General features: G+C 42.1%; 21 protein-coding genes. 9 read left to right on the plus strand and 12 right to left on the minus strand.

What is annotated here, in order from left to right; translation table 11 throughout:
* Positions 1–855: TIM-barrel domain-containing protein (locus RG47T_RS26560; protein WP_253187483.1), on the minus strand; the 855-nt coding region annotated here is incomplete at its 3' end.
* Between the two features lie 182 nt (positions 856–1,037).
* Between RG47T_RS26560 and RG47T_RS00740 the strand changes: the two genes are divergently transcribed.
* Positions 1,038–3,434 carry an ABC transporter permease gene (locus tag RG47T_RS00740; protein ID WP_074487414.1) on the plus strand — a complete coding sequence of 799 codons (2,397 nt, stop codon included), beginning with the start codon at positions 1,038–1,040 and terminating at the stop codon, positions 3,432–3,434.
* Between the two features lie 248 nt (positions 3,435–3,682).
* Here RG47T_RS00740 and RG47T_RS00745 read toward each other — a convergent pair whose 3' ends face one another.
* The 5 genes from RG47T_RS00745 to RG47T_RS00765 form a co-directional block, all read right to left on the minus strand.
* On the minus strand, positions 3,683–4,582 hold the full coding sequence (locus RG47T_RS00745; RefSeq protein WP_074487415.1) for a nucleotidyltransferase family protein: 900 nt from the start codon (positions 4,580–4,582) through the stop codon (positions 3,683–3,685).
* Positions 4,583–4,680: 98 nt separating this feature from the next.
* Positions 4,681–5,799: a M42 family metallopeptidase gene (locus RG47T_RS00750; protein WP_074487416.1), complete on the minus strand. Its 1,119-nt coding sequence runs from the start codon at positions 5,797–5,799 to the stop codon at positions 4,681–4,683.
* Between the two features lie 102 nt (positions 5,800–5,901).
* Positions 5,902–6,318 carry a GNAT family N-acetyltransferase gene (locus RG47T_RS00755; protein ID WP_074487417.1) on the minus strand — a complete coding sequence of 139 codons (417 nt, stop codon included), beginning with the start codon at positions 6,316–6,318 and terminating at the stop codon, positions 5,902–5,904.
* Between the two features lie 79 nt (positions 6,319–6,397).
* A complete protein-coding gene (locus RG47T_RS00760; protein WP_074487418.1) occupies positions 6,398–6,820 on the minus strand; it encodes an endonuclease domain-containing protein in 423 nt (140 codons plus the stop codon).
* A gap of 104 nt (positions 6,821–6,924) precedes the next feature.
* Positions 6,925–8,466 (minus strand): acyl-CoA carboxylase subunit beta, encoded by a 1,542-nt coding sequence (locus RG47T_RS00765; RefSeq protein ID WP_074487419.1) that lies wholly within the window; start codon positions 8,464–8,466, stop codon positions 6,925–6,927.
* 476 nt (positions 8,467–8,942) lie between these two features.
* Between RG47T_RS00765 and RG47T_RS00770 the strand changes: the two genes are divergently transcribed.
* The 5 genes from RG47T_RS00770 (at position 8,943) to can (ending at position 13,309) form a co-directional block, all read left to right on the plus strand.
* Positions 8,943–9,278 (plus strand): hypothetical protein, encoded by a 336-nt coding sequence (locus RG47T_RS00770; RefSeq protein ID WP_074487420.1) that lies wholly within the window; start codon positions 8,943–8,945, stop codon positions 9,276–9,278.
* A gap of 143 nt (positions 9,279–9,421) precedes the next feature.
* Positions 9,422–11,026, plus strand: coding sequence for a SulP family inorganic anion transporter (locus RG47T_RS00775; protein ID WP_083627242.1), 1,605 nt, complete (start codon positions 9,422–9,424; stop codon positions 11,024–11,026).
* Positions 11,027–11,041: 15 nt separating this feature from the next.
* Positions 11,042–11,764 (plus strand): carbonic anhydrase, encoded by a 723-nt coding sequence (locus RG47T_RS00780; RefSeq protein ID WP_171972452.1) that lies wholly within the window; start codon positions 11,042–11,044, stop codon positions 11,762–11,764.
* Positions 11,765–11,875: 111 nt separating this feature from the next.
* Entirely contained in the window at positions 11,876–12,625 is a 750-nt protein-coding gene (locus tag RG47T_RS00785) for a YoaK family protein (RefSeq protein WP_074487421.1), read from the plus strand.
* A gap of 12 nt (positions 12,626–12,637) precedes the next feature.
* Positions 12,638–13,309 (plus strand): carbonate dehydratase, encoded by a 672-nt coding sequence (can, locus tag RG47T_RS00790; protein ID WP_074487423.1) that lies wholly within the window; start codon positions 12,638–12,640, stop codon positions 13,307–13,309.
* Between the two features lie 69 nt (positions 13,310–13,378).
* On the opposite strand, the gene RG47T_RS00795 is transcribed toward can, so the two are convergent.
* From RG47T_RS00795 to RG47T_RS00815, 4 genes are all read right to left on the minus strand, one after another.
* Entirely contained in the window at positions 13,379–15,457 is a 2,079-nt protein-coding gene (locus tag RG47T_RS00795) for a putative porin (protein ID WP_245770832.1), read from the minus strand.
* Complete coding sequence (locus RG47T_RS00800) at positions 15,450–16,271, minus strand: purine-nucleoside phosphorylase (protein WP_074487424.1); 822 nt, start codon at positions 16,269–16,271, stop codon at positions 15,450–15,452. The genes RG47T_RS00795 and RG47T_RS00800 overlap by 8 nt, the downstream gene beginning before the upstream one ends.
* Entirely contained in the window at positions 16,234–17,298 is a 1,065-nt protein-coding gene (gene lpxK, locus RG47T_RS00805; RefSeq protein WP_074487426.1) for a tetraacyldisaccharide 4'-kinase, read from the minus strand. Before lpxK ends, RG47T_RS00800 begins: the two co-directional genes overlap by 38 nt.
* Positions 17,299–17,640: 342 nt before the next feature.
* Positions 17,641–17,844 carry a DUF2683 family protein gene (locus RG47T_RS00815; RefSeq protein ID WP_074487428.1) on the minus strand — a complete coding sequence of 68 codons (204 nt, stop codon included), beginning with the start codon at positions 17,842–17,844 and terminating at the stop codon, positions 17,641–17,643.
* Positions 17,845–17,948: 104 nt separating this feature from the next.
* Here RG47T_RS00815 and RG47T_RS00820 point away from each other — a divergent pair, with 104 nt between their 5' ends.
* Positions 17,949–18,857 (plus strand): serine hydrolase, encoded by a 909-nt coding sequence (locus RG47T_RS00820; protein WP_074487429.1) that lies wholly within the window; start codon positions 17,949–17,951, stop codon positions 18,855–18,857.
* A gap of 5 nt (positions 18,858–18,862) precedes the next feature.
* Here RG47T_RS00820 and RG47T_RS00825 read toward each other — a convergent pair whose 3' ends face one another.
* On the minus strand, positions 18,863–19,231 hold the full coding sequence (locus tag RG47T_RS00825) for a glyoxalase superfamily protein (RefSeq protein WP_074487431.1): 369 nt from the start codon (positions 19,229–19,231) through the stop codon (positions 18,863–18,865).
* Between the two features lie 137 nt (positions 19,232–19,368).
* Between RG47T_RS00825 and pruA the strand changes: the two genes are divergently transcribed.
* Positions 19,369–21,003, plus strand: coding sequence for an L-glutamate gamma-semialdehyde dehydrogenase (gene pruA, locus RG47T_RS00830; RefSeq protein ID WP_074487432.1), 1,635 nt, complete (start codon positions 19,369–19,371; stop codon positions 21,001–21,003).
* A gap of 71 nt (positions 21,004–21,074) precedes the next feature.
* Here pruA and RG47T_RS00835 read toward each other — a convergent pair whose 3' ends face one another.
* A complete protein-coding gene (locus tag RG47T_RS00835; protein ID WP_171972599.1) occupies positions 21,075–22,256 on the minus strand; it encodes an asparagine synthetase B in 1,182 nt (393 codons plus the stop codon).
* A 299-nt stretch (positions 22,257–22,555) separates the two neighbouring features.
* Here RG47T_RS00835 and RG47T_RS00840 point away from each other — a divergent pair, with 299 nt between their 5' ends.
* Entirely contained in the window at positions 22,556–22,993 is a 438-nt protein-coding gene (locus tag RG47T_RS00840) for a peptidylprolyl isomerase (protein WP_074487434.1), read from the plus strand.
* The last annotated feature ends 70 nt before the right edge of the window (positions 22,994–23,063 follow it).

A 23,063-nucleotide genomic window follows, 5' to 3' on the forward strand; every position in this document is an offset into this window, starting at 1 on the left:
TTGGGCTATGTCTAGAATCTCCTGCGCACTCATATAACTCCAGCGGCATTGCTGGTAACCTAAGCTCCAAAGCGGCGGCATTTCCATACGGCCGGTAAGCCATGTATAATCTTTAATAATATCAGCTACGTTTTGCGAACCAAAAAAGTAATAGTTCATGTCACCGCCATCGGCGCCAAACCAGCTCATCTGGTTATCTGTAGTTGCGCCAAAGTCGAAATAACTTTTATGGGTGTTGTCAAAAAACAAGCCGTAAGTAAGGCCGGTGTGTATGCCCACAAAAAACGGAAAGGTTTCGTATAAAGGATCTGTCTTAGGGCCGTGATCGGGTGCATCAGTGTTCCAGTTGGTATAGTTACTACCACGACGGTCTAAGTCGCCGGTTTTCTCGCCCAGGCCAATAAACCGCTCGTCTTTGTATAGCTTACGATAGTTAACCACGCGGCTTCCCTGCCAGTTAACACCAAAACGCTCGTCGTCCTGGCTTAACTCCTTGCCATCTGCGGTGTAAAAGTTAAACCGCAATGGCGATTTCTGTATCCGTAGTTTTAAGGCCGAAGTGGTTACTTCGATATCATTGCTGATTTCTTTATAATCGATAGCATCAGTCGGTTTTTGTATCACAGCAAAGGAAGTATCTGCCACGCCGGTGTTTTTACTGATGTTAACCCGAATAACGGTAGGGCTGTAAACCCAAACCCGGGCAACAGCTTCTTTGGTTTTTATTACTAAAGCATTGTTTTGCTTGGAGGTATTTTCTGTATTACCTAAAATTTCAACCTGCATATGTTGTTGGGCAAATAATGATTTGTACGTAGTTAGTAAAACAACGACTAAGAGCAAATATCGTTTCATTAGAGATTTAATAAAATTGGTTACGAAGTCAAATGTAATTAATTATCGGGAACGTTCCCGGTGGATATGTAATTGTTTATAAGTCGTTGTTTTTAATTTAAACTAAATAATTAGTTATTTTATAAACTAATTATTTAGTTTTGTTAGAAGCGTGTAATAACCAATGTTAACCTTTGCCAACAATGATTAGAAACTTTATTAAAACTGCCTTTCGCAGCCTTTTAAAAAATAAAGGCTTTACCTTATTAAACGTTATGGGGCTTGCTTTGGGCCTGGCTGCCTGTTTGCTAATTGTTTTTTATATAGCTGATGAACTGAGCTATGATAGGTATAACACCAGGGCCGACAGAATTTACCGGGTGAACAGTGATTTAAAATATAATGAATTAACCACTTCTTATGCCATTGCAGCACCGCCCGTAGCCAGGGCATTAAAGCAAAGCTTCCCCGAAATAACCGAAGCTGCACGCCTAACCCCGGCACCCAATGTGCGGGTTAGAAAAGCTAACGAAAACATACAGGAGTATAAAGTAGTGTATAGTGACCCTAGCATTTTTAATATTTTCACTTTACCGTTTATAGCAGGCAACCCGGCTACAGCATTAAACGAGCCCAATACGGTTGTTATTAATGAAAGTACAGCAAAAAAATATTTTGGCCGTACTGATGTTTTAGGGCAAATGCTTACGCTTAGCAATGATAGCTTGGCCTATAAGATAACCGGGGTAATGCGCGATATGCCTGCACAATCGCATTTTAATTTTGATTTCTTTTTGTCGATGACCTCCAGCCCGAATAGTAGAGATAATGGTTTTAATCATTTTAATTATCAAACCTATATTTTACTAAAACCAAGTGCCGATCCGCAGAAATTGGAAGCCAAGTTTGGCAGCTTTATGCGGCAGCACTTAAACACTGCAACCTTTAATTATAATAAGTTTGCGGGCAGCGGCAACTTTATTCGCATTAACCTTACACCGCTTACAGCCATTCACCTGCACTCTAACCGCCAGCGGGAGTTGGGTGTTAACGGAGATATCGGTTACATCTATATTTTTGGCGCTATTGCGCTTTTTATATTGCTGATAGCTTGTATTAATTTTATGAACTTATCTACCGCCCGTTCGGCAAATCGTGCCCGCGAGGTGGGGGTAAGGAAAGTATTAGGTTCTTCCCGCGCATTTCTAATTTATCAGTTTTTGTCCGAATCGATATTAATTACTTTGTTTGCAGCTGTTGTGGCTGTATTACTGGCTTGGGCGCTGTTGCATCCTTTCAACCAAATGTCGGGGAAAGCATTAGCAGTTACTTGTCACACAGTTATATATTTACTCCCGGCATTGTTGGGCATTGTTATTATTGTAGGTGTAATAGCCGGCTCTTACCCTGCGTTTGTACTGTCGGCTTTTCGGCCAATAAATGTTTTAAAAGGTAAATTAACCGGCTTAAAGGGCGGCAGCCTGCGTAGTTTTTTAATAGTTTTTCAGTTTACTATCACCATATTTTTAATCATCGGTACGCTTACCATTTATAATCAGCTTAATTACATCCGCCATAAAAACCTGGGCTTTAAACGCGACCATGTGTTGATTGTGAAAAATGTTAACCTGCTCGAAGATCCAAAAATCCTGAAAGCGGAAATTAAGCAGTTACCCAGCGTTGCCAACGCTACAATAACAGGGTTTTTGCCAACATCTGATAACAGGCAGCCCGCAAATCTTTCGGGTGATGGCAATACCACTTCATTTATGGCCGAACTGTGGGCCATTGATGCCGACTATCTCAATACCATGGGGATGAGCCTGGCAGCCGGCCGTGACTTTTCTGAACAGATGAAAACCGACTCGTCGGGAATTATCATTAACCAAACAGCGGCTAAGATGCTGGGGTATTCTGGTGATGCAATTGGTAAAAAAGTTTATTATCCCGATAGGTCGGGCCGTAAAATAGCTTGCCAGGTACTGGCTGTGGTCAACGATTTTAACTTTAATTCGCTGCGCGATAATATTACACCACTGGCCATGGTTATGGCGCCCGACTGGCGGGCTTCTATGAGTATCCGTGTTAAACCGGGTAACCTAGCTGCACTGATAGATCAGATCGGGAAGAAATGGAATGCCGTATCTCCTAATCAGCGATTTGAATACTCATTTATGGACCAGGATTTTGATTCCCTTTACCGGGCAGAGCAACGCACCGGGAATATCTTTTTAGTATTTACCGTATTGGCTATTTTTATTGCCTGCCTGGGCTTATTAGGGTTGGCTGCTTACACGGCAGAACAGCGCAACAAGGAAATCAGTATCCGCAAGGTATTAGGTGCCAGCGTAACAACCATTATGGCCTTATTAACCAAAGATTTTGTTAAACTGGTGATGATTGCGATTATAATTGCATCGCCGCTGGCCTGGCTGGCTATGCAAAAGTGGCTGCAGGGTTTTGCTTACCGGCAAGAAATATCCTGGTGGATATTATTAGCAGCAGGCTTAGGTTCTATGGCGATTGCCATTGTTACGGTAGGCTTTCAATCTGTTAAAGCAGCAGTGGCTAACCCAATAAAGAGTTTAAGAAGCGAATAGGTATAAACTAAAGAATCCCCGTCTGTAATAATAGCCCCAATATTATCAAGTGGATTAAAGCTGAAATCTGTTGCAGAACTCTTATTTAAGTTCTATAAAAACTAGTATGGCCCTTATTAAGGGCCATACTAGTTTTTATAATGTTGAAGCCGTCATCCCGGAACTTGTTTCGGGATCCCACATGCTAAGCTAATCGGCCTGTCCCGTGGGGTGCTGAAACAAGTTCAGCATGACGTGATTTTAATTTATTACGACCAAAGATTAGCCGGATAAGTACCATTAGCAACTAAATCGGCAATGCTTTTTTGTACAATTGGTTTATCTTCTTTGTAAGTTACGCCAAACCATTTCGATGCAGTTGGGATCACTTTAAAAGTAGCCGTAGCCGATTTAATCAGCTCGTCGGCCACTAAAGGGATAAAAAACTCTGCCTTAGGGTTGTCTTTGTTTTTCTCAACAAAACGTTGAAACATTGGTAAACTTTGCTCAAAAACAGCAGGAGTAAAACCCCAGAAGTTCATGGATACACGGGTATCTGTAGGCAATTCGGTTTCAACGCCGCCATCTTCATAAACAACGCCGTCGCCTTTAAAGTATACCTGGGTACGCTCGTTAATTTCAACCATGTTACCTTCTTCATTCACTTTACAAACACCGCGTGATACGGAACCATGCTCAGATAATGTTCTGTCTATCTGGTAACCGATCAGCGAATATTTATCATCGGCAACTTCTGTGGTTAAAAACTTAGCCATTTTTTCAAAGGCATCATAACCGTAGTAATCATCGGCATTAATAACGCAAAAAGGCTCATTGATTTGGTTGCGTGCAGCTAATACAGCGTGGGCGGTTCCCCATGGCTTAGCGCGTTCAACTTTATAATCTATGCCAAATTGCTCCAGGTCATAGTTTTGAAAAACATAATCAGTTTCTACTTTACCGGCTAGTTTAGGCTCGAAAATGGCTTTAAAGCTATCCAGGAATTCTTCGCGGATAATAAAGCTGATTTTACCAAAACCCGCTCTGATGGCATCGTGGATAGAATAATCAATAATGGTTTCGCCGTTAGGGCCGAAGCCGTCAACTTGTTTCATGCTGCCGTAACGGCTGGCCATCCCTGCGGCCAATATCAATAAAGTAGGTTTCATATTTTTCTAAAGCTAAGCTTGTTATTAGATGATTCTATATACGGAAATTAAGAGTACGTTGTTTGAAAATAAAGCTTTTCAGTTTATCTTTTAAAATCTTATTTAAAATATTTAAAGTCCTGTCCGTTTTCAATGGTCAGCAAGGTTTCATAAATGAGTCGAATCACGTTGTCAACATCTTCCTTGTGGATCATTTCTACAGTGGTGTGCATGTAGCGCAACGGTAAAGAGATTAATGCTGATGGTACACCACCGTTAGAGTAGGCAAAAGCATCGGTATCTGTGCCTGTTGAACGTGATGATGCCTGGCGCTGGAATGGGATCTCTGCTTTCTCAGCAGTTTCTACCAGCAGCTTGTTGAGGTTATTTTGTACCGCAGGGGCATAAGAAACAACAGGGCCGCGTCCGCAAGCCAAATCGCCTTGAACAATCTTGTTGATCATCGGGGTTTGGGTATCGTGGGTTACATCTGTAACAATGGCCACATTTGGTTTAATGTGGTGTGCTATCATCTCGGCACCGCGAAGTCCAATTTCTTCCTGTACCGCGTTTACGATATAAAGACCGAATGGCAGGGTTATGTTGTTTTCTTTCAGTAAACGGGCAACTTCGGCAATCATAAAACCACCGGCACGGTTATCTAAGGCTCGGCCAACGTAATAGCGATCATTAAGCACCATAAATTCATCTTCGTAAGTTATTACACAACCTACGTGGATGCCCAGTTTTTCAATTTCTTCTTTTGAAGTGCAGCCACAATCTAAAAAGATATTCTTCAGGGTTGGAGCTTCTTCCTTTTCACCGCCTAAACGGGTGTGTATAGCAGGCCAGCCGAAAACAGCCTTAACCACATCGCCATTGTCGGTATGGATATTTACACGTTTTGATGGCGCTATCTGGTGATCTGAGCCACCATTACGGATCACATAAATTAAACCATCGCTGGTGATGTAATTTACAAACCACGAAATTTCATCGGCGTGGGCTTCAATTACTACTTTATAAGGCGCATCCGGGTTAATGATACCAACCGTGGTGCCATAATTATCTACATAATAATCGTCGATATATGGCTTAATGTATTCCAGCCACATTTGCTGGCCCTTCCATTCGAAACCGGTAGGAGAGGGATTATTGATATATTTTGCTAAGAAAGCTAAAGAAGATTCTGTAACAACAGCAACATGCTGTTTTTTCTCATTTTGTTTTTCAGACATAGTAATTAATAACACTTACTGCATATGCAGTCAACAAATATAATAAAGCAGTTTAAAGATAGGTAACGATATATACCTAAAATGGTTGCACTTGAGGCAGATTTATATTGCCTTTTCTAATATCTCGAAGTTGACACCTTTACGGGCAAACACCTCGCCGGTAGATGTAAAGCCGGCTTTGATATAAAATTGTATTGCCGTATCGCGGGCATTACACCAGATACGGGTACCGCCTTCGGCTTTGGCGAAGTCGGTAATATACTGCAATAGCTCGCGCCCTATGCCCTTGCCCTGCTGGTTTGCCTGTACAGCAAACTTACGAAACTGGAAATCGGTTCCATTTTGAAAAAGCGATACCACGGCAATTAATTTGTTATCCATAAATCCACCAAAATGCATGGCATGGTTGTCTTCCTCCATCTCCATATTAAACATATACTCGCCAGGGTACAATTCGTCGCGGCGTAAACGCCAGGTTAGTTGTGGGGTTATTTGTTCGATGTAGAGAGATGTAGTCATTACGTTCGCTATTCTTTTTAGTTCCCTCCCTCGGGAGGGTTAGGGAGGGGTTTCTACAATAATAAAGTTTCGGGAATATTTATTCCAACAAACTTAAATCAAAGCTTAGTGGTAACTTGATATCCGGATTTTCTTTAATGAGATTTATGATCAATGTTTCAATAGTTCGGATAACATTAAAAGTATCAGCTTTTACTTCAGTTTCAGAAAATCTTATAAATCTAACTCCAAGTTCTTCCAAGCGTTGTTGCCGATCACTATCTTTCAATAATTTATCTTCATTTTCGTGATAATTACCGTCTATTTCTATCGCAAGCATTAGTTCTTTGCAATAGAAGTCTACAATGTAATTGTCGATACAGCGTTGCCTGTCAAAATCAAAACCTAATAATTTATCGTCTTTTAGTTCATTCCATAATAACGTCTCTCCAAAAGTCATGTTCTTGCGAAGTTGCCGGGCTAGTGCTTTTAATTTTGGATTATATGGGATGATTTTTGCCAATGGTTTTATCGCTTTTAGAAACCCCTCCCTAACCCTCCCAAGGGAGGGAACTTTCCGTTCTAGTGTTTAAAGTCTTGTTTCTTGGCTCTTGATTCTTGACTCTCTTATAGCGGTATATTCCCGTGTTTTTTCCTCGGCACATTTACCACTTTATTTTCCAGCATTTTAAAGGCGTGGATCAATTTTAAACGGGTTTCGGCGGGTTCAATTACCTCGTCAACAAAACCGCGTTCGGCAGCACGGTAGGGGTTGGCAAACTTGTCAGAGTATAGCTGCTCCATTTCTTTCCATTTAGCTTCGGGGTCTGCAGCGGCTGTGATTTCGCGTTTAAAGATAATTTCGGCTGCGCCTTTAGCCCCCATAACGGCAATCTCTGCAGATGGCCAGGCATAGTTCATATCTGCGCCGATGTGTTTGGAGTTCATTACATCGTAAGCACCACCATAAGCCTTGCGGGTAATTACCGTAATGCGCGGAACGGTGGCTTCGCAAAAGGCATAAAGCAGTTTTGCGCCATTGGTAATAATTGCATTCCACTCCTGGTCGGTGCCCGGTAAAAAGCCCGGCACATCTTCAAATACCAGCAGCGGGATATTAAAGCTATCGCAAAAGCGGACAAAGCGTGCGCCCTTGGTTGATGAATGCCTGTCGAGCACGCCGGCCAGGTAAGCAGGTTGATTAGCTACGATACCAATGCTGCGCCCCGCTAGTCGGGCAAAGCCGACTACAATATTGGGTGCAAAATCTTTATGTACTTCTAAAAAGGAGCCCTCATCTATCACCTCGTCAATTACCTCGCGGATATCGTATGGCTGCAGGGCGTTTTCGGGCATAATGGAGTTTAGCGAAGGCCGCTTTTCATTTTTGCTTTCGTAAGCCAAATTTGGGGCGGTTTCTTCGCAGTTCTGCGGCATATAGCTCAGCAGCTTTTTAATGTGCTGAATAGCATCAATCTCGTTAGCCAGGGCAAAATGCGTAACGCCCGACTTGGTGGCATGGGTATTAGCCCCGCCCAGTTCTTCTGATGTTACCACTTCGTGCGTTACCGTTTTAACCACATTGGGCCCGGTTACAAACATGTAAGAAGTATGCTCTACCATTAAAATAAAATCGGTAATAGCAGGTGAGTACACTGCTCCACCCGCACAGGGCCCCATAATGGCCGACAACTGCGGGATTACACCCGATGCCCTGGTATTGCGGTAAAAAATATCGGCATAACCACCTAGTGATACCACACCTTCCTGAATGCGTGCACCGCCCGAATCATTAAGGCCGATAAAAGGCACGCCGTTTTGCATGGCCAAATCCATAATCTTACAGATCTTTTCGGCATGGGTTTCAGAGAGCGATCCGCCGAAAATGGTAAAATCCTGAGAGAACACGTAAACCGGCCTGCCGTTAATAGTGCCATAACCGGTAACAACACCGTCGCCGGGGTAGTTCTCTTTTTCCATTCCGAAATCGGTAGAGCGGTGTACCACCAGCATCCCTATTTCCTGGAAAGAGCCTTCGTCCATTAAAAAGTGTAATCGTTCGCGTGCGGTTAGTTTTCCTTTTTTATGCTGACCGGCTATCCGCGCTTCGCCGCCACTGGCCAGTGCTTGTTCGCGTTTTTTATGCAGGGTTTCTATCTTCTTATCCACAATACTGGTAGTAAAATTGGGTTAGTGGTTAAATGTAGTAATTGTTGGGTGATAAATGCAAGGTTGCTAAGGTAGAAGATAAATGCTTCCGCAAGTTTAGCGTAGCGTACCATGTGGAAGTGTCAGTAAATAATTTATATATTTCGTCCAAGCATTCTCAATAATGAAAACAACCAGCTTTTGGGTCAAATCTATAATTCTTACTACAATAGTCATTTTATGTATCTGGTATATGCTGTTTGTTGGTATTATGAATTTTCTTACAGGGTCAGGTTCCGGATTGTTTTACTGGTATAGCCTTTTACTTCATCTTATTATTGTATTAATATGTGTGCTCTATTTAATTGATAAAATCAAATATTGGGCTAAGCGTAATTGATTAATAACATTCCGTGTTTGGCTTTCTATTAAAATGACAGACCAATTATCTATTTAAACATACTGTAGCATGTTTTTAGTATATTTGCTAAACAAGTATGAAACTTAGAGATTTTAAATTAGGCTTATGCATCATGTTTATGGGCATCTTCATGACGAAGATGTTTATATCTGTTGCGCCTGTATTTATGAGTCTCAACAACAAAACAGTTAATGCTGTAATTACCCAACTGGAACTCGAATCGAAAAATGACAAGGAAGACCCTGACAAAGGATCTTTAAAAGAAAAGAAGTTTTTTGATGAAGATTTCACTTTCTCTATACATGATTACAAGCCGCTAGTGGTAGAGATCAATGTATTGCACCGCTTAGAGAAATCGCTGTATACACAGGTATATCATCCTGTGGTGCCTACCCCGCCTCCTAACGTTTAATTTAATGTAATCCCGATATGCCGGGAGCAGCAATGGTATACTTGTCTTTTTTAAAAGATCGGGCTGGCCAATTTTGGACCTTACTATTCCAACTGCCCTCTGCGTAAGTCAATCTTATTCAATTAAATTTAATATTTATTACCATGCAAATTAAGCAAGGTGGGTTTGCTGCGGGCGATCTTAACCTCAAAAAATATTTTCTGCCCAAAAATTTAAAAAAGGATCTTCCGTCCAGCCTCGTTGTGTTTTTAGTGGCATTGCCCCTTTGTTTGGGTATTGCACTGGCAAGCGGAGCGCCTTTATTTGCAGGCGTGCTTAGCGGCATTATCGGCGGGATAGTAGTAGGTACATTAAGCGGTTCGCAGTTAAGTGTAGCCGGTCCGGCTGCGGGCCTAACGGTTATCGTTTTAAATGCCATAACCGGTTTAGGCTCGTTCGATACCTTTTTGTTGGCGCTTGTTATTGCAGGCGTTTTCCAAATGATACTGGGCTTGGTTAAAGCCGGTACAATTGCCAACTATTTTCCTTCGGCAGTAATTGAGGGGATGCTGGCCGCGATAGGTATTATCCTGATCATGAAACAGTTTCCGCATGCGGTAGGCTTTGATGCAGATTTTGAGGGCGATGAAGGTTTTTTACAGGTGGATGCCAATAATACCTTCTCTGGGATTGTAAGCGCTATCAACAAAATCAATTTCGGTGCGGTAATTATTGCAGCAGTATCCTTATTGCTCATGATCTACTGGCCGCGCTTCAAAAAATTGGCTACTGTGCCTGCGCCTTTAATGGTTGTTTTAGCAGGTGTTGGTTTGAGCCTGTTGTTTGCCCACAGCGGCCTTGCCTTGCGCGATAAGCAATTTGTACATATCCCGGTGGTAGGCAGTACCGGTGAATTTTTCGGCCTGTTTAAATCGCCGAATTTTAGTGCTATTGGTAATAAACAGGTATGGATAACGGCCTTCACCATTGCGGTAGTTGCCAGTTTAGAAACCCTGTTAAGTTTAGAAGCTGTTGATAAGATAGACCCCATTAAGCGGATCTCGCCAACCAACCGCGAACTGCTGGCACAAGGTGCAGGTAATATTATCAGCGGTTTGTTAGGCGGCTTACCCATGACAGCGGTTATCGTACGTTCATCTGCCAATGTTAACGCAGGGGCCCGTACCAAAATAAGTGCTATTACACATGGTGTAATGCTGTTAATGGCCCTGTTGTTTATCCCGGCGCTCATTAATTATATCCCGCTTTCGTGCCTGGCGGCTATCTTGTTAACTACGGGGTACAAGCTGGCTAAACCAGCCTTGTTTAAACACATGTGGCACCAGGGACTAAACCAGTTTATCCCCTTTGCGGTAACTATACTGGCGGTAATTTTAACGGATCTGCTTATAGGTGTGGGGATTGGTATGATGATCGGGATCTTCTATATCCTGCGTACCAATTTGCGTAACCCATACTTCTACCAGATCATTAAAAATGGGGATAAGAAAGTGATTCGCATTCAGCTGGCCGAAGAGGTATCGTTTTTAAATAAAGCAGCTATACAGGTAACGCTAACCAGCTTACCTAAAGAAACAGAAGTATACATTGATGGGTCTAATTCCAGGTATATCGATCCTGATGTACTGGAGATTATCCATAACTATAAGCATCATGCTTATACCAAAGGTATCATCGTATCATTAATAGATATTAAAGACAAATACGATGTGCCCAAATTACAGGAATTGAAATTTCAATCTAACTAAAACCCCAAAAAGATCATGTTAGTAAACGGAGAAGTAAAAAAAGAAATTAAGCCGGCTATAGATGCCAAAAATATACAATTAGCGCAAAAAAGCAGTTATGAATCTTTAATTAAAGGAAATGCAGATTGGGTTGAAAAACGCCTTAAAGAAGACCCCGAGTATTTTCACACTCTGGCAAAAGGCCAGCACCCGGAAGTATTGTGGATAGGTTGTTCAGATAGCCGCGTACCTGCCAATGAGGTAACCGGCACCAAACCGGGCGAAGTTTTTGTACACCGTAACATTGCCAACGTATGTGTACACTCGGATATGAATATGCTGAGCGTGTTGGATTATGCCGTAAACGTGCTTAAAGTAAAGCATGTGATTGTGGCAGGCCATTACGGTTGCGGCGGTGTTGCAGCCGCACTTAGTAAAAAACAGTTTGGTTTAATAGATAACTGGTTACGTAATATTAAAGACGTATACCGTTTGCACAGCCACGAACTTGACCGTATTACCGATGAAACTGCCAAGGTTAACCGCCTGGTTGAACTTAATGTGGTGGAGCAGGTTTACAACTTGTGCAAAACCACCATTATACAAAACGCCTGGACAGAACGGCATGACCTTGAAGTACACGGATGGGTAATTGATATAGGTACAGGCCTGGTTAAAGATTTAGGTGTTACCAATAGCGGTGCCCAGCATTTAGGTTATGTGTATGAGCTTAATGATGCGAAGATTGTTGCACATTAAAGAGAATGGCCAACCACTAGTAGCCAGTTTTTAGTAGTTTTTGCTCCCGGTTACACAATAGTGAGCCGGGAGTTTGTTTTTTATATTAAATTGTGTGCGCAAAAATAATTTATGCTAAGGCAAGCAAAAGAACACAGAACACTTAGGGAAAACTTAATGCTGGCATCGTCAACGGCATTTGTGTCGGGCGTTATTAATGTGGCAGGGATGGTTGCCTTTCTGGCTTTTACCTCTAATATTACGGGGCATGTGGCCAACCTGGCTAATCACCTTGTACAGCAAAACTACCGCGAAATTATGGTTTTTGTAATCTGGCTCTTCATGTTTTTTATGGGGGCTTTTATAGCAAACTTCCTAATCCGCTCGCTCGAGCATAAAAGTACGTACACAGCTCATGCATCGCCAGTTATCATAGAAATGATCATTTTGTTACTGGTAGCTTTTTATGGTTCTACTTTTTATAAAGAAACCCAGATAGAACGTGAAATTGTGATCGGGGCACTATTATTTGCTATGGGATTGCAAAACAGTATGGTTTCTACCGTATCTGGCGGGCTCATTAAATCATCGCACCTTACAGGGCTATTTACAGATTTGGGGGGTGAAGTATCAGAATGGCTGCATCCGAAAACTGGTAAAAGTACTGTGGTAAGAAATAAAATACTGGTACGTTTAACCATATTGTCTTTTTACATTATTGGTGGAGTAGCCGGAGGGTATTTTTTCGACCGTTACAATTTTGCTATATTTTACGTTATACCACTTATATTAATCACTATTTTATATTACGACCTGACGCCACTTGCCCTGCATAAGCTAGATCGCTTATTTATGTGGGGTAAAAAACGGCAGGTATCTTAATTATTAAACATTATGTGTGCAAAAGTTAAAAAATATCACGCTCATGACACTAGTCATATAAGCTATGAATCTCTTTTAGAGGGAAATAAACAATTTGTTGCCGAAACACTGGATGAAGATCCTGACTATTTTCATAAACTGGCCAGCGGGCAAAAGCCACCCATACTTTGGATTGGTTGTGCAGATAGCCGTGTGCCTGCCAACCAGATCACCAATACCAACCCGGGCGAAATATTTGTACACCGTAACATTGCCAACGTGGTAGTACACTCGGATATGAATATGCTCTCGGTATTGGATTATGCCGTGAATGTATTAGAAGTAAAGCACGTTATAGTTACCGGCCATTATGGTTGCGGCGGTGTAATAGCAGCCATGAGTAATAAACAATTTGGCTTAATTGATAATTGGCTACGCCATATTAAAGATGTTTACCGCATCCACGCCAAAGAGCTGGATGCTATAACTGACGATAAAGAACGTGTAGACCGCTTAGTAGAGTGTAATGTAATAGAAGGAGTTTACAACCTCTGCAAAACATCTATTGTGCAAAATGCCTGGAAACACGAACATAATCTAAGCATACATGGTTGGGTATATGACCTGGGTACAGGTTTTATTAAAGACCTTAAAGTAAGTGCCTCCAATGATTCGCATCTGGGCGGGGTTTTTAAGTTTGAATAAACAATAAACATTATGCATTGCCTGTATGGCAATGCGTAATGTTTTAATATAATACTGATTTTTATTCTCCTAGTTGTAGAACGTCCAGCTTACCCCAAACTTTAATTGATGGTTAAACATAGGATAGCGGTTTACGGTGTAAAACCCCTGGCTAAATAACCCTTGGTTGGCATAATCATACTGCACAAACAGATTAGTACGAAACAGCGTACCCTTGGCAAATACAGACATTACCGGGTAGGAAGTAAAAGTAACGTCGGGCCCATTATAAAACTGCCCCAGACCTACTGCATACGATGGGGCCTTGTATGGCGTATTGTAACGCACATTAAAGCCGATATTAGAGTTAAGTACATTAAACAGCAACTTTGCGTAATATAAACTGCTGTAAGTGTAAACCTCTGGCGTACGTAAGATACTTGTATTGTCTGTTTTTTGATAAACCACATAATTATCAAAGTGCCACCTGTGCCAGGTTAAGTTTTTACCCAAACTTACTTTTAGTAAGCTAATAGGCGTACTGGCTTGCTTTGGTGTAGCATCTATACCATTAGGCTGCGCCTCGAAATACAAGTAGTCATTTATTAAAAAGTATTCGGCCTTAAAATCTAACCTTAACTGGTTGTTGATGTAGTTAAAGGATAGGCTGGTAGTTTTTTGATTATTGAAACTATTGCCAGTAAATATATAATGGTTAGAGATCCAGTTGGTATAAACAAACGGAGCCTTGTTGCTTTGCGAGTAGGCCTCTAATACAATACGGCCTGCTCTTTTACTGCCGGCAAGGTTTACTTTTACATCGTACAAAAAATCGCCAAAATTATAGCCTTCTGCTACTTGCTGAAAGTCGGCATCCAGGCCGGCTTTATCGCTAAACCGGTACCCCAGTTTGGCTTTAAGTGTAGCATTTTGGAAATTGCCTTCAGACTTGGTTACCGCCTGCGTTATCTTGGTGCCGAAGTTATTAATCACAGAATCAAGCACACTTTGGTTATAATGATAAAAATCATACGACAGGCCCAAATCAACTTTTAACTCGTTTTTAACAAAGCTGCTTGATTTACCCCTTAAATAAAAAGAGTAAGTAAACTCATTTTGCAAATGCTGAATGGTTAGCGAGTCGCGCGAGTTATGAGAACTGAAGTAGTAGTCTGGAAATACCCTGTATGTATCCGGGTCATTTTGTAAAAATTTATACTTACGGGTATTGTAATAAAACGTGTGCGATACCCTGTTGGTAGGCAATACTTTCGAGGTATCAGAACCTTTCCGCATGTTATCTATACGCCCCAGGTAGTAAAACTGTTTAACGTATACGCCCATAGATGTCCAGGCATCAGAAGTTCCGCTTAATTTTACGGCGTCGTTGCTGCTGGTTAAACCGGTTGTGCCTGTTACAAAAATATTATCATTCACAAGGCCGCCATTTTCCTGTGCTTTAAGTGTATTAAATAATATGTTGGTAAGGATATTATATCGTTTATTTTTTGATTCGTACCAACTAAAAACACCCGTGTTTATATCGCTTACGCCCTGTCGCAAATAGTACCCCTTAGAGCCAATGGTATTGAAAACAAAGCCCACATTCCAGTTAGGTTTAATATTTTGCGAATGAACAACTTTAAATATTTGCTCGGCGCTGCCGCCGGTATATAAACTCAGGTTGGTATAAGCCACCCTGGCGCGGTAATACTGTATATCTGCCGTGGTTAGCATATAAGGATCCAGCGCGTGCTGCCCTACATCAAAGCCTACGGTTTTAGCGGGTTCATACAGTAACGAACGTTGCGGAAGCCCGGTAATACCCAACCCAATACGCGGGCTGCGGGGTTGATAAAGCGGATTATAGTTTTCAAAATTAACCAGGCCGGTATCCAATGCAAAAACCTGGGTACTGTCTGTAAGCAGGCGCTCGCTGGTTACCTTAACAAACTTAGAATTAAAAACCACGGTGTCTTTTTTATGGTCTTCCTTTTTGCGCAAGGTATCCATCATTTGCTCGTCAGTTAGCTTTTTAGGTGCCGTTTTAACGGTATCCCGCATATAGCCTTGCTGTTGCTGGCTCGAGTAAGGGTTTACCTGTGCCATTACTGATGCCGCTTGCAGGCATATCAGCAGTATTAGAAAATATTTCAGCTTGTTAAGCATCAAGGCCGGCAATCAATTCTTTAAGTATTTTTGTCATTTTGGGTTCGGCCTCATGTGCAACGGCCAGTATATCATCAATTGAAACCGGTTTCAATGTTTCAGGGAACCCCTCGTCAGTTAATACAGATACGGCAAAAACAGGTAAACCTAAATGGTTTGCAGCAATTACCTCGGGTACGGTGCTCATGCCTACTGCATCGCCACCAATAATGCGTAAGTATCTGTACTCTGCACGGGTTTCTAAACTCGGGCCGGTTACGGCTACATAAACGCCTTTGTGGCAGGTTATATTATTGGCTTTTGCAATATCAAGCGCCTTTTCTATTAAATTTAATTTATAAGGCTCGCTCATATCCGGAAAACGTGGGCCAAGCTCTTCTTCATTTTCGCCAATAAGCGGGTTTTGCGGCTGCAGGTTAATATGATCATGGATAATCATCAGATCACCTTTTCTATAGTCGGGGTTAAGCGCCCCGCTGGCGTTTGATACAAAGAGGGTTTTAATACCCAGCCATTTCATTACCCTCACCGGGAATATGATTTGCTGCATATTATAGCCTTCGTAATAGTGAAGGCGGCCCTGCATAGCTACTACTTTTTTGCCCGACAGCGTACCGAAGATCAATTTACCAGAATGGAACTCCAGCGTTGAGATTGGGAAATCGGGGATGTTAGCATATAACAATTGCTTTTCTACCTCAATTTCGTTAACCAATCCGCCTAGTCCTGTACCCAGTATAATACCAATTTCGGGCTCAAAATCGCCGATACGGTTTTTAATGTATGTTGCTGTGCTTTCTATCTTTTGTAACATAATTTATTATCAGTTGATCGAATTGCTCCTGGCCGTTATTAAGAAACGCAATACTAATGGGTAGTACCCTAATTTGCAGTTTACTTAGAAGCGGTAACAGTTCGGGTTGTTTTAAACGTTCTGCATCCTTTTCTGTTGTAATCACAACCTTATTTAATGAGGGTTCGGCTGAAAATTCATCAGCAAGTTTAGCAATATTTTTTAAGCTGAAGCGGTGGTGGTCGGCATAATTATGATGAATAATATGCGGGCTAATACCCTGTAAATACTGTTTCAGCGGCGCTGCCCCGGCAATGCCTGTAAGCAGGAAGATTTTGGTATCGCCCCTAAGCGTATTTTCAACATCAGTGCCTTCTAAAGTCTTAAGCCCCAAGTAATTTATCGATGTGAAGAATAACTGCTGATAGGGGTAGGGCTTTACTTTTACTGCTATCCGGTCCCGTTCTTCTGCATGTAGTTGCTCGGGGCATTTACTTACTACAATAATATCAGCCCGCATTTTACCGCTGAAGGGTTCGCGCAGATCTCCGGCAGGGAGCAATAAATTCGGCTCGTCCAGCTTTTTATAATCAAACAATAAAATACTTAGCCCTGGTTTAACCGCCCGGTGCTGATAGGCATCGTCCAGGATAATGGGGCGGTAGTCATCTTTAAGCTGATTGATCCCATTAACCCTTTCTTCACAAACAGCTACGGTAATATCCGGAAACTTGTGTTTAAACTGTGCAGGCTCATCGCCAACATCGGTTGCGGTACTTTCTCCCGTAGCTATTAAAAAGCCTTTTGTTTTGCGGCCATAGCCCCGGCTTAGGGTAGCTAGTTGATGCTCGGGTTTTAATAAACGTACCAGGTACTCCGTCATGGGCGATTTACCTGCGCCGCCCACCGCAAGGTTACCTACCGATATTACAGGTAAATTAAATGAGGTGCTTTTAAACCAGCCCACATCATAACACCAGTTGCGGATAACCACAACCAAGGCATATAATAACGAAAAGGGTAACAAAAGCCAGCGCAGTTTCTTCATTAGATTTTGAACCTGTAAAGATAGGGGAAAGAATTATTATCGCCTTATATCTTACTTAAGAAACCGGCTCTTGCCTGTTATCCCAAAAGAATAATAAATGTATAGAAGATTCTGTAACCCGATAAAACAAGGATGTTTGTTTAGTGATGAAACCAATTCTAATATTTTCATCAATATTGGTGGCCTTAAACATAAAGGGCTGTTCTGCTATGAGTACAATTATTTTGTCTGCCTTAACTACAAATTTATCAGCTGACGGTGCTCCGAATTTGTCCTTAATAAAGTTATAAACAGAAACCAGCGTTTCTCTTGAACGGGGTGTGTAAAGAATTTGCAACCCCATTACAGGTTCAACATATCTTTAATTCCTGTATATGGAGATAACTGATTTTGGTCAGCTTCTTTTAAAGATTCTTTAATTCCGTTTATTATGTGATTAGGGTATACTTCACTTTTTTGTTCAAAAGAAATTTTCATAGCCTTCATAACTGCTTTCAAGGCAGTTAATTGTTGTTTGTTCTCAGGGTAAACAATTAAAGAGTCCATACACAAATATAGTTATTCCTTAAACAAAACAATGTTTAGAAAACGTCTGGACTTTTCGCAATAGGCATCAGTTTTTGTAAATTACGCCTACAATTTTTTTATATATGAAATACTTTCTCCTCTACATCTTCATCTTACTTTCCATCCCCGCCATGGCCCAAACCGATAAAAAGTTGACTGCCAAATTACAGGAAGCAGTAAGTGGTTTTCAGGGGGAGTACGGCATTTATGTACATCATTTAAAAACCGGTAAAACGGTTTCATTAAATGCCGATACCATATTCCCTACGGCCAGTATGATTAAAACAGGTATTCAATGTGCGGTAATGGATAAAATAGAAAAAGGCGAACTGCAATATAATCAGAAACTGGTATACCGCGATTCGTTGCTGTATGCAGGTGAGGACATCCTGGGCTCTTTTAAAAACGGTGATACCATTCAGTTGAGCAAAGTAGCCATGCTGATGATAACAATGAGCGACAATACAGCCAGCCTTTGGCTGCAAAAACTGGTGGGTGGCGAATACATTAACAACTGGCTTGCTCAAAATGGCTTCAAGGTATTTAGGGTAAACTCGCGTACGCCGGGCAGGCAGGAGCAACAAAAGCAGTATGGCTGGGGTATGAGCACCCCTTACGAAATGTGCCGGTTATTTACCATGATACACGAAGGTAAAGCTGTAAGCGAGGCAGCCAGCGAACGCATGTACCGCAACCTGATCCGCATTTATTGGGATGAAAATGCGCTTTCGCAAATACCGCCTTATGTACAGGCTGCCTCTAAACAAGGTGCGGTAAACCAGGCCCGGTCTGAAACCGTGTTGGTGAACGCGCCCCATGGCGATTATGTATTTTCTGTAATGACCAATAACATTAAAGACCAACGCTGGACACCCGATAACGAAGCAGATCAAATGATCAAAAAGATTTCAGCCCTGTTGTGGAACTACTATGAACCCCATAGCAAATGGAAACCTGCAGCAGGTGTAGATAAATTTATGAAAAATGAGTAAGCCTATTACCCTTCCCGCTCCTCAAAGGTCAAGCGGTTACCTACCGGGTCAACCACTGTCATGTTAATTGCTGAGGGATCCCACTCGGGAATAACCAGTCCCGGGCGGTTGTATTTATATTGGGGGTTGTTCAGGCTTTGATGATATGCACGGAGTCCTTTAAAATTCAATATCCTCACCCTGCCATTAGGCGAACCGTCGCCATGGTGCTCTGATAGGTTCAGCAAAATATCACCTTTAGATACCTGCATATAAACAGGCGTATTGTCTTCAAACCGGTGTTCCCAGTCTATTTTAAATCCAAGCCAGTTTACATAAAACTCTATGGTTTTATTATAATCATAAATGCGGAGAACAGGGATGACGGTTGGCATGACTCTGTGATTTATACTTTAAACTTATCAAATATTGTAATAACATAAACGGAATTTACCCGTTTACTCAAATTTACGATTCCAAAACAAAATACCCGTATACAAGCGTTATCTTTGTGCGCAACAAATAATCATATATGTTAAAAGGATTTTTTAATGTACCCACGCCGACTAATGAGCCGGTTTTAAACTATGGCCCGCGCAGTGTTGAGCGTGCCGCTTTAACCGCTGCTTTACAAGAAGGACGTGCCAAACAAACAGATATACCGATGTACATCGGCAGTGAGCAGGTGCGTACCGGGAAAACGCTGGAGATACGCCCGCCACACGATCATAAACATATTTTAGCAACCTACCATGAAGGTGATGCAGAGCATGTGCATGCTGCTATTAAAGCCGCCCTCGATGCTAAAGAAGCCTGGGAAAATATGCCGTGGGAAGATCGTGCTGCTATATTTTTAAAAGCAGCCGATTTATTAGCAGGCTCGTACCGCGCTAAGATCAATGCGGCTACCATGCTTGGCCAATCTAAAAACGCATACCAGGCCGAAATTGATGCGGCTTGCGAGTTTATAGATTTCTTGCGTTTTAACGCACACTACATGACAGAGATCTATGCCCAGCAGCCAACCAGCGGCAAAGGCATTTGGAACCGTGTAGAATTTCGCCCGTTAGAGGGTTTTATTTTCGCCATTACCCCATTTAACTTTACGGCTATTGCAGGTAATCTGTGCGCTTCGGCCGCCATGATGGGTAACGTTGTTGTTTGGAAACCTGCGCCTACGCAAATTTATGCTGCGAATGTAATTATGGAGGTTTTCATCGAAGCGGGTTTACCGGCTGGTGTTATTAACCTGATATATACCGATGGCCCGGTTGCGGGTGATATCATCTTTAGCCACCCTGATTTTGCAGGTTTACACTTTACCGGTTCAACAGGTGTTTTCCAGAACTTATGGAAAACCATTGGCACTAATATCGATAAATACAAAACTTACCCGCGTATTGTGGGTGAAACCGGCGGAAAGGACTTTGTACTGGCGCACCCAAGTGCCAATGTCGACGTATTGAACGTTGCCTTACTGCGCGGCGCTTTTGAATACCAGGGGCAAAAATGTTCTGCCGCTTCAAGGGCATATATCCCTAAATCCTTATGGCCTGCGTTGAAAGAAAAATTGCAAGCCGAGATGGCCACCTTTAAAGTTGGCCCTGTTGAAGATTTTGAAAACTTTATTAACGCCGTTATCGACGAACGTTCGTTCGATAAATTGGCTAAATACATTGATGCTGCCGTTGTCGACCCGAGTGTAGAGGTTGTTGCAGGTGGTACTTATGATAAAAGCCAGGGTTGGTTTATTAACCCTACGGTATTAAAGGTGGAAGATCCGCATTATGTAACCATGTGCGATGAACTTTTTGGCCCGGTATTAACGCTGTTTGTTTATGAAGATGCAGAATTTAGCAACGTAATGGACATTATCGATACTACCTCGAAATATGCCCTTACAGGTTCTATCATCTCGCAAGACCGTTATGCCATTGCAGAGGCAACCTATCGCTTGCGTAATGCAGCCGGTAACTTCTATGTAAACGATAAGCCTACCGGTGCAGTAGTTGGTCAGCAGCCATTTGGCGGTGCCCGTGGCTCTGGTACTAATGATAAAGCCGGGTCTATGCAAAACCTGCTTCGCTGGGTATCTCCGCGTACCATCAAAGAAACGTTTGAACCACCAAAAGATTACAGGTACCCGTTTTTGACTAAAGAACTTTAAGATAAAGAGTCAAGAAAGAATCAAGATAAAAAGAAAGGCGTCAATAAAATCGACGCCTTTCTTTTTGATCGCTATGTTTTCTGTTTCTTCTTCTTCGCAGCAGGGAACAATACATTATTTAATATCAACCGGTACCCCGGCGAATTTGGGTGCAGTTTAAGGTCTGTTGGTGGGTCGCCAACGGCGTGTTGGTAATCTTCGGGATCGTGGCCGCCGTAAAATGTCCACTGGCCTTTGCCATACTCGCCGTGGATGTAGCGTGCTTCGTTGCCTGTTTTCATTTCGCCCATTACGGTAACACCCGGTTTAAGCATGTTTTTATTGAAGGCAGTTGTAAGGCCCATAAATCCTTTAATCACCTTGTCATGGTCCTGCGTTAGCATACTTGGTACCACATCCCATTTGGCAGAGAAATCAAACAAAGTAAAAAAATCATTAGTCCGGTCTACCTGACGGGTAGGGGTTACGTCTATATTGCTGAATGAGTGCGATGTTGGGTTCTGGTCGAGCGTGAAATTTTTAAAGGCGAAAGTCTGGCTAAAATCCAGTTTGCCTTGCGCCTGCGGGTCGCTGGGGTCTCCATCAAACATGGTTTCACAAATGTCTGTATTGGCAGCGGCCAGGGCAATATCAAAAGTATCGGTGCCCGAGCACATGGCAAACAAAAAGCCCCCGCCCGAGCAAAAATCGCGGATGTGCTGGGCAACGGCCAGTTTCATTTGCGATACTTTTTTAAAGCCCAGCTTATGAGCTGTAGCTTCTTGCGATTTAACATCATCTACATACCAGGGGGCATACCTAAAAGCTCCGAAAAATTTGCTGTACTGGCCGGTAAAGTCTTCGTGGTGCAGGTGCAGCCAGTCGTACTTGGGCAGGTCGCCGCGGATTACTTCTTCGTCGTATACCACATCGTATGGAATCTCTGCATATTTTAAAACCAGGGTAACGGCATCATCCCATGGTAGTTTATTTTTGGGCGAGTAAACAGCCATTTTGGGGGCCTTCTCCAGTCTAATCATATCCATATTTACAGACGGATCACTGATTTCGGCCAGTATGGCGTTAACCTTTACATCTGCCAAAACCTCAAAGCTCACTCCGCGAATTTTGCATTCGTCCTCAATCTTTTTATCATATGGCACCATAAAACTGCCTCCACGATAGTTAAGCAGCCAATCTACCTCCTGATTATTCTTCAATACCCAAAAAGCTATCCCGTACGATTTAAGGTGATCTTTCTGGATCTCATCCATGGGGATAAGGATTGATGCAGCCTTGCCTGCGGCACATAAAAGAAGAAGGATAAAAGACAGCAGTACGCTTATTCGTTTTAGATGCATACTCAAATGTAACGAAGAAAATTGAACATTATGATTTGAAGATTTGAGGATATGCCGATTTGAAAGTTAACCTAGCACAGGTTATTTCTCAAATTTTCAAGTCACTAATTTTTAAACAATATGGCATTTTCAAATCTTCAAATTACCAAATTCTCCAATCGTTATCTTCAAAATCAAATTGTTAACTTTGCACTCCTCTATAAAATATAAAAATGAGCAAAGCAATAATAAAAACAGAAAAAGGCGACATGACTGTTCAGTTCTACGATCAGGATGCGCCAAATACAGTGGCTAACTTTTTAGGTTTAGCAAAATCGGGATTTTATGATGGTGTAACTTTTCACCGTGTAATCCCTAACTTCGTTGTTCAGGGTGGCGACCCAACCGGTACCGGTGCAGGTGGCTCTGATAAAAAAATTGATTGCGAGTTAACCGGTGGTAACCAATATCACGATCGTGGTGTGCTATCAATGGCACATGCTGGCCGTAACACTGGTAGCTCTCAGTTTTTTATCTGCCATAGCCGCGATAATACTGCACACTTAGACCGTAACCACACCGTTTTTGGTAAAGTGGTTGAAAACGTTGACGTAGTTGACGCTATCCGCCAGGGTGATAAAATCACCGGTATTGAAATAATTGAAGAATAAAAATTAGTTGTCGGTTATCTGTTGTCGGGGTGTCTGGGAAAACCCAGGTTATGCCGACGACAGACAACTG

Origin of the sequence: Mucilaginibacter polytrichastri, from assembly GCF_001911425.1 — a bacterium.
Classification (GTDB): Bacteria; Bacteroidota; Bacteroidia; order Sphingobacteriales; family Sphingobacteriaceae; genus Mucilaginibacter; species Mucilaginibacter polytrichastri.

Bases quoted from the DNA above. Each gene is read 5' to 3' on its own strand.
- RG47T_RS00740 (WP_074487414.1), top strand. From the start codon at position 1,038: ATGATTAGAAACTTTATTAAAACTGCCTTTCGCAGCCTTTTAAAAAAT.
- RG47T_RS00745 (WP_074487415.1), bottom strand. From the start codon at position 4,582: ATGAAACCTACTTTATTGATATTGGCCGCAGGGATGGCCAGCCGTTAC.
- RG47T_RS00750 (WP_074487416.1), bottom strand. From the start codon at position 5,799: ATGTCTGAAAAACAAAATGAGAAAAAACAGCATGTTGCTGTTGTTACA.
- RG47T_RS00755 (WP_074487417.1), bottom strand. From the start codon at position 6,318: ATGACTACATCTCTCTACATCGAACAAATAACCCCACAACTAACCTGG.
- RG47T_RS00770 (WP_074487420.1), top strand. From the start codon at position 8,943: ATGAAACTTAGAGATTTTAAATTAGGCTTATGCATCATGTTTATGGGC.
- RG47T_RS00775 (WP_083627242.1), top strand. From the start codon at position 9,422: ATGCAAATTAAGCAAGGTGGGTTTGCTGCGGGCGATCTTAACCTCAAA.
- RG47T_RS00780 (WP_171972452.1), top strand. From the start codon at position 11,042: ATGTTAGTAAACGGAGAAGTAAAAAAAGAAATTAAGCCGGCTATAGAT.
- RG47T_RS00785 (WP_074487421.1), top strand. From the start codon at position 11,876: ATGCTAAGGCAAGCAAAAGAACACAGAACACTTAGGGAAAACTTAATG.
- can (WP_074487423.1), top strand. From the start codon at position 12,638: ATGTGTGCAAAAGTTAAAAAATATCACGCTCATGACACTAGTCATATA.
- RG47T_RS00795 (WP_245770832.1), bottom strand. From the start codon at position 15,457: ATGCTTAACAAGCTGAAATATTTTCTAATACTGCTGATATGCCTGCAA.
- RG47T_RS00800 (WP_074487424.1), bottom strand. From the start codon at position 16,271: ATGTTACAAAAGATAGAAAGCACAGCAACATACATTAAAAACCGTATC.
- lpxK (WP_074487426.1), bottom strand. From the start codon at position 17,298: ATGAAGAAACTGCGCTGGCTTTTGTTACCCTTTTCGTTATTATATGCC.
- RG47T_RS00815 (WP_074487428.1), bottom strand. From the start codon at position 17,844: ATGGACTCTTTAATTGTTTACCCTGAGAACAAACAACAATTAACTGCC.
- RG47T_RS00820 (WP_074487429.1), top strand. From the start codon at position 17,949: ATGAAATACTTTCTCCTCTACATCTTCATCTTACTTTCCATCCCCGCC.
- RG47T_RS00825 (WP_074487431.1), bottom strand. From the start codon at position 19,231: ATGCCAACCGTCATCCCTGTTCTCCGCATTTATGATTATAATAAAACC.
- pruA (WP_074487432.1), top strand. From the start codon at position 19,369: ATGTTAAAAGGATTTTTTAATGTACCCACGCCGACTAATGAGCCGGTT.
- RG47T_RS00835 (WP_171972599.1), bottom strand. From the start codon at position 22,256: ATGGATGAGATCCAGAAAGATCACCTTAAATCGTACGGGATAGCTTTT.
- RG47T_RS00840 (WP_074487434.1), top strand. From the start codon at position 22,556: ATGAGCAAAGCAATAATAAAAACAGAAAAAGGCGACATGACTGTTCAG.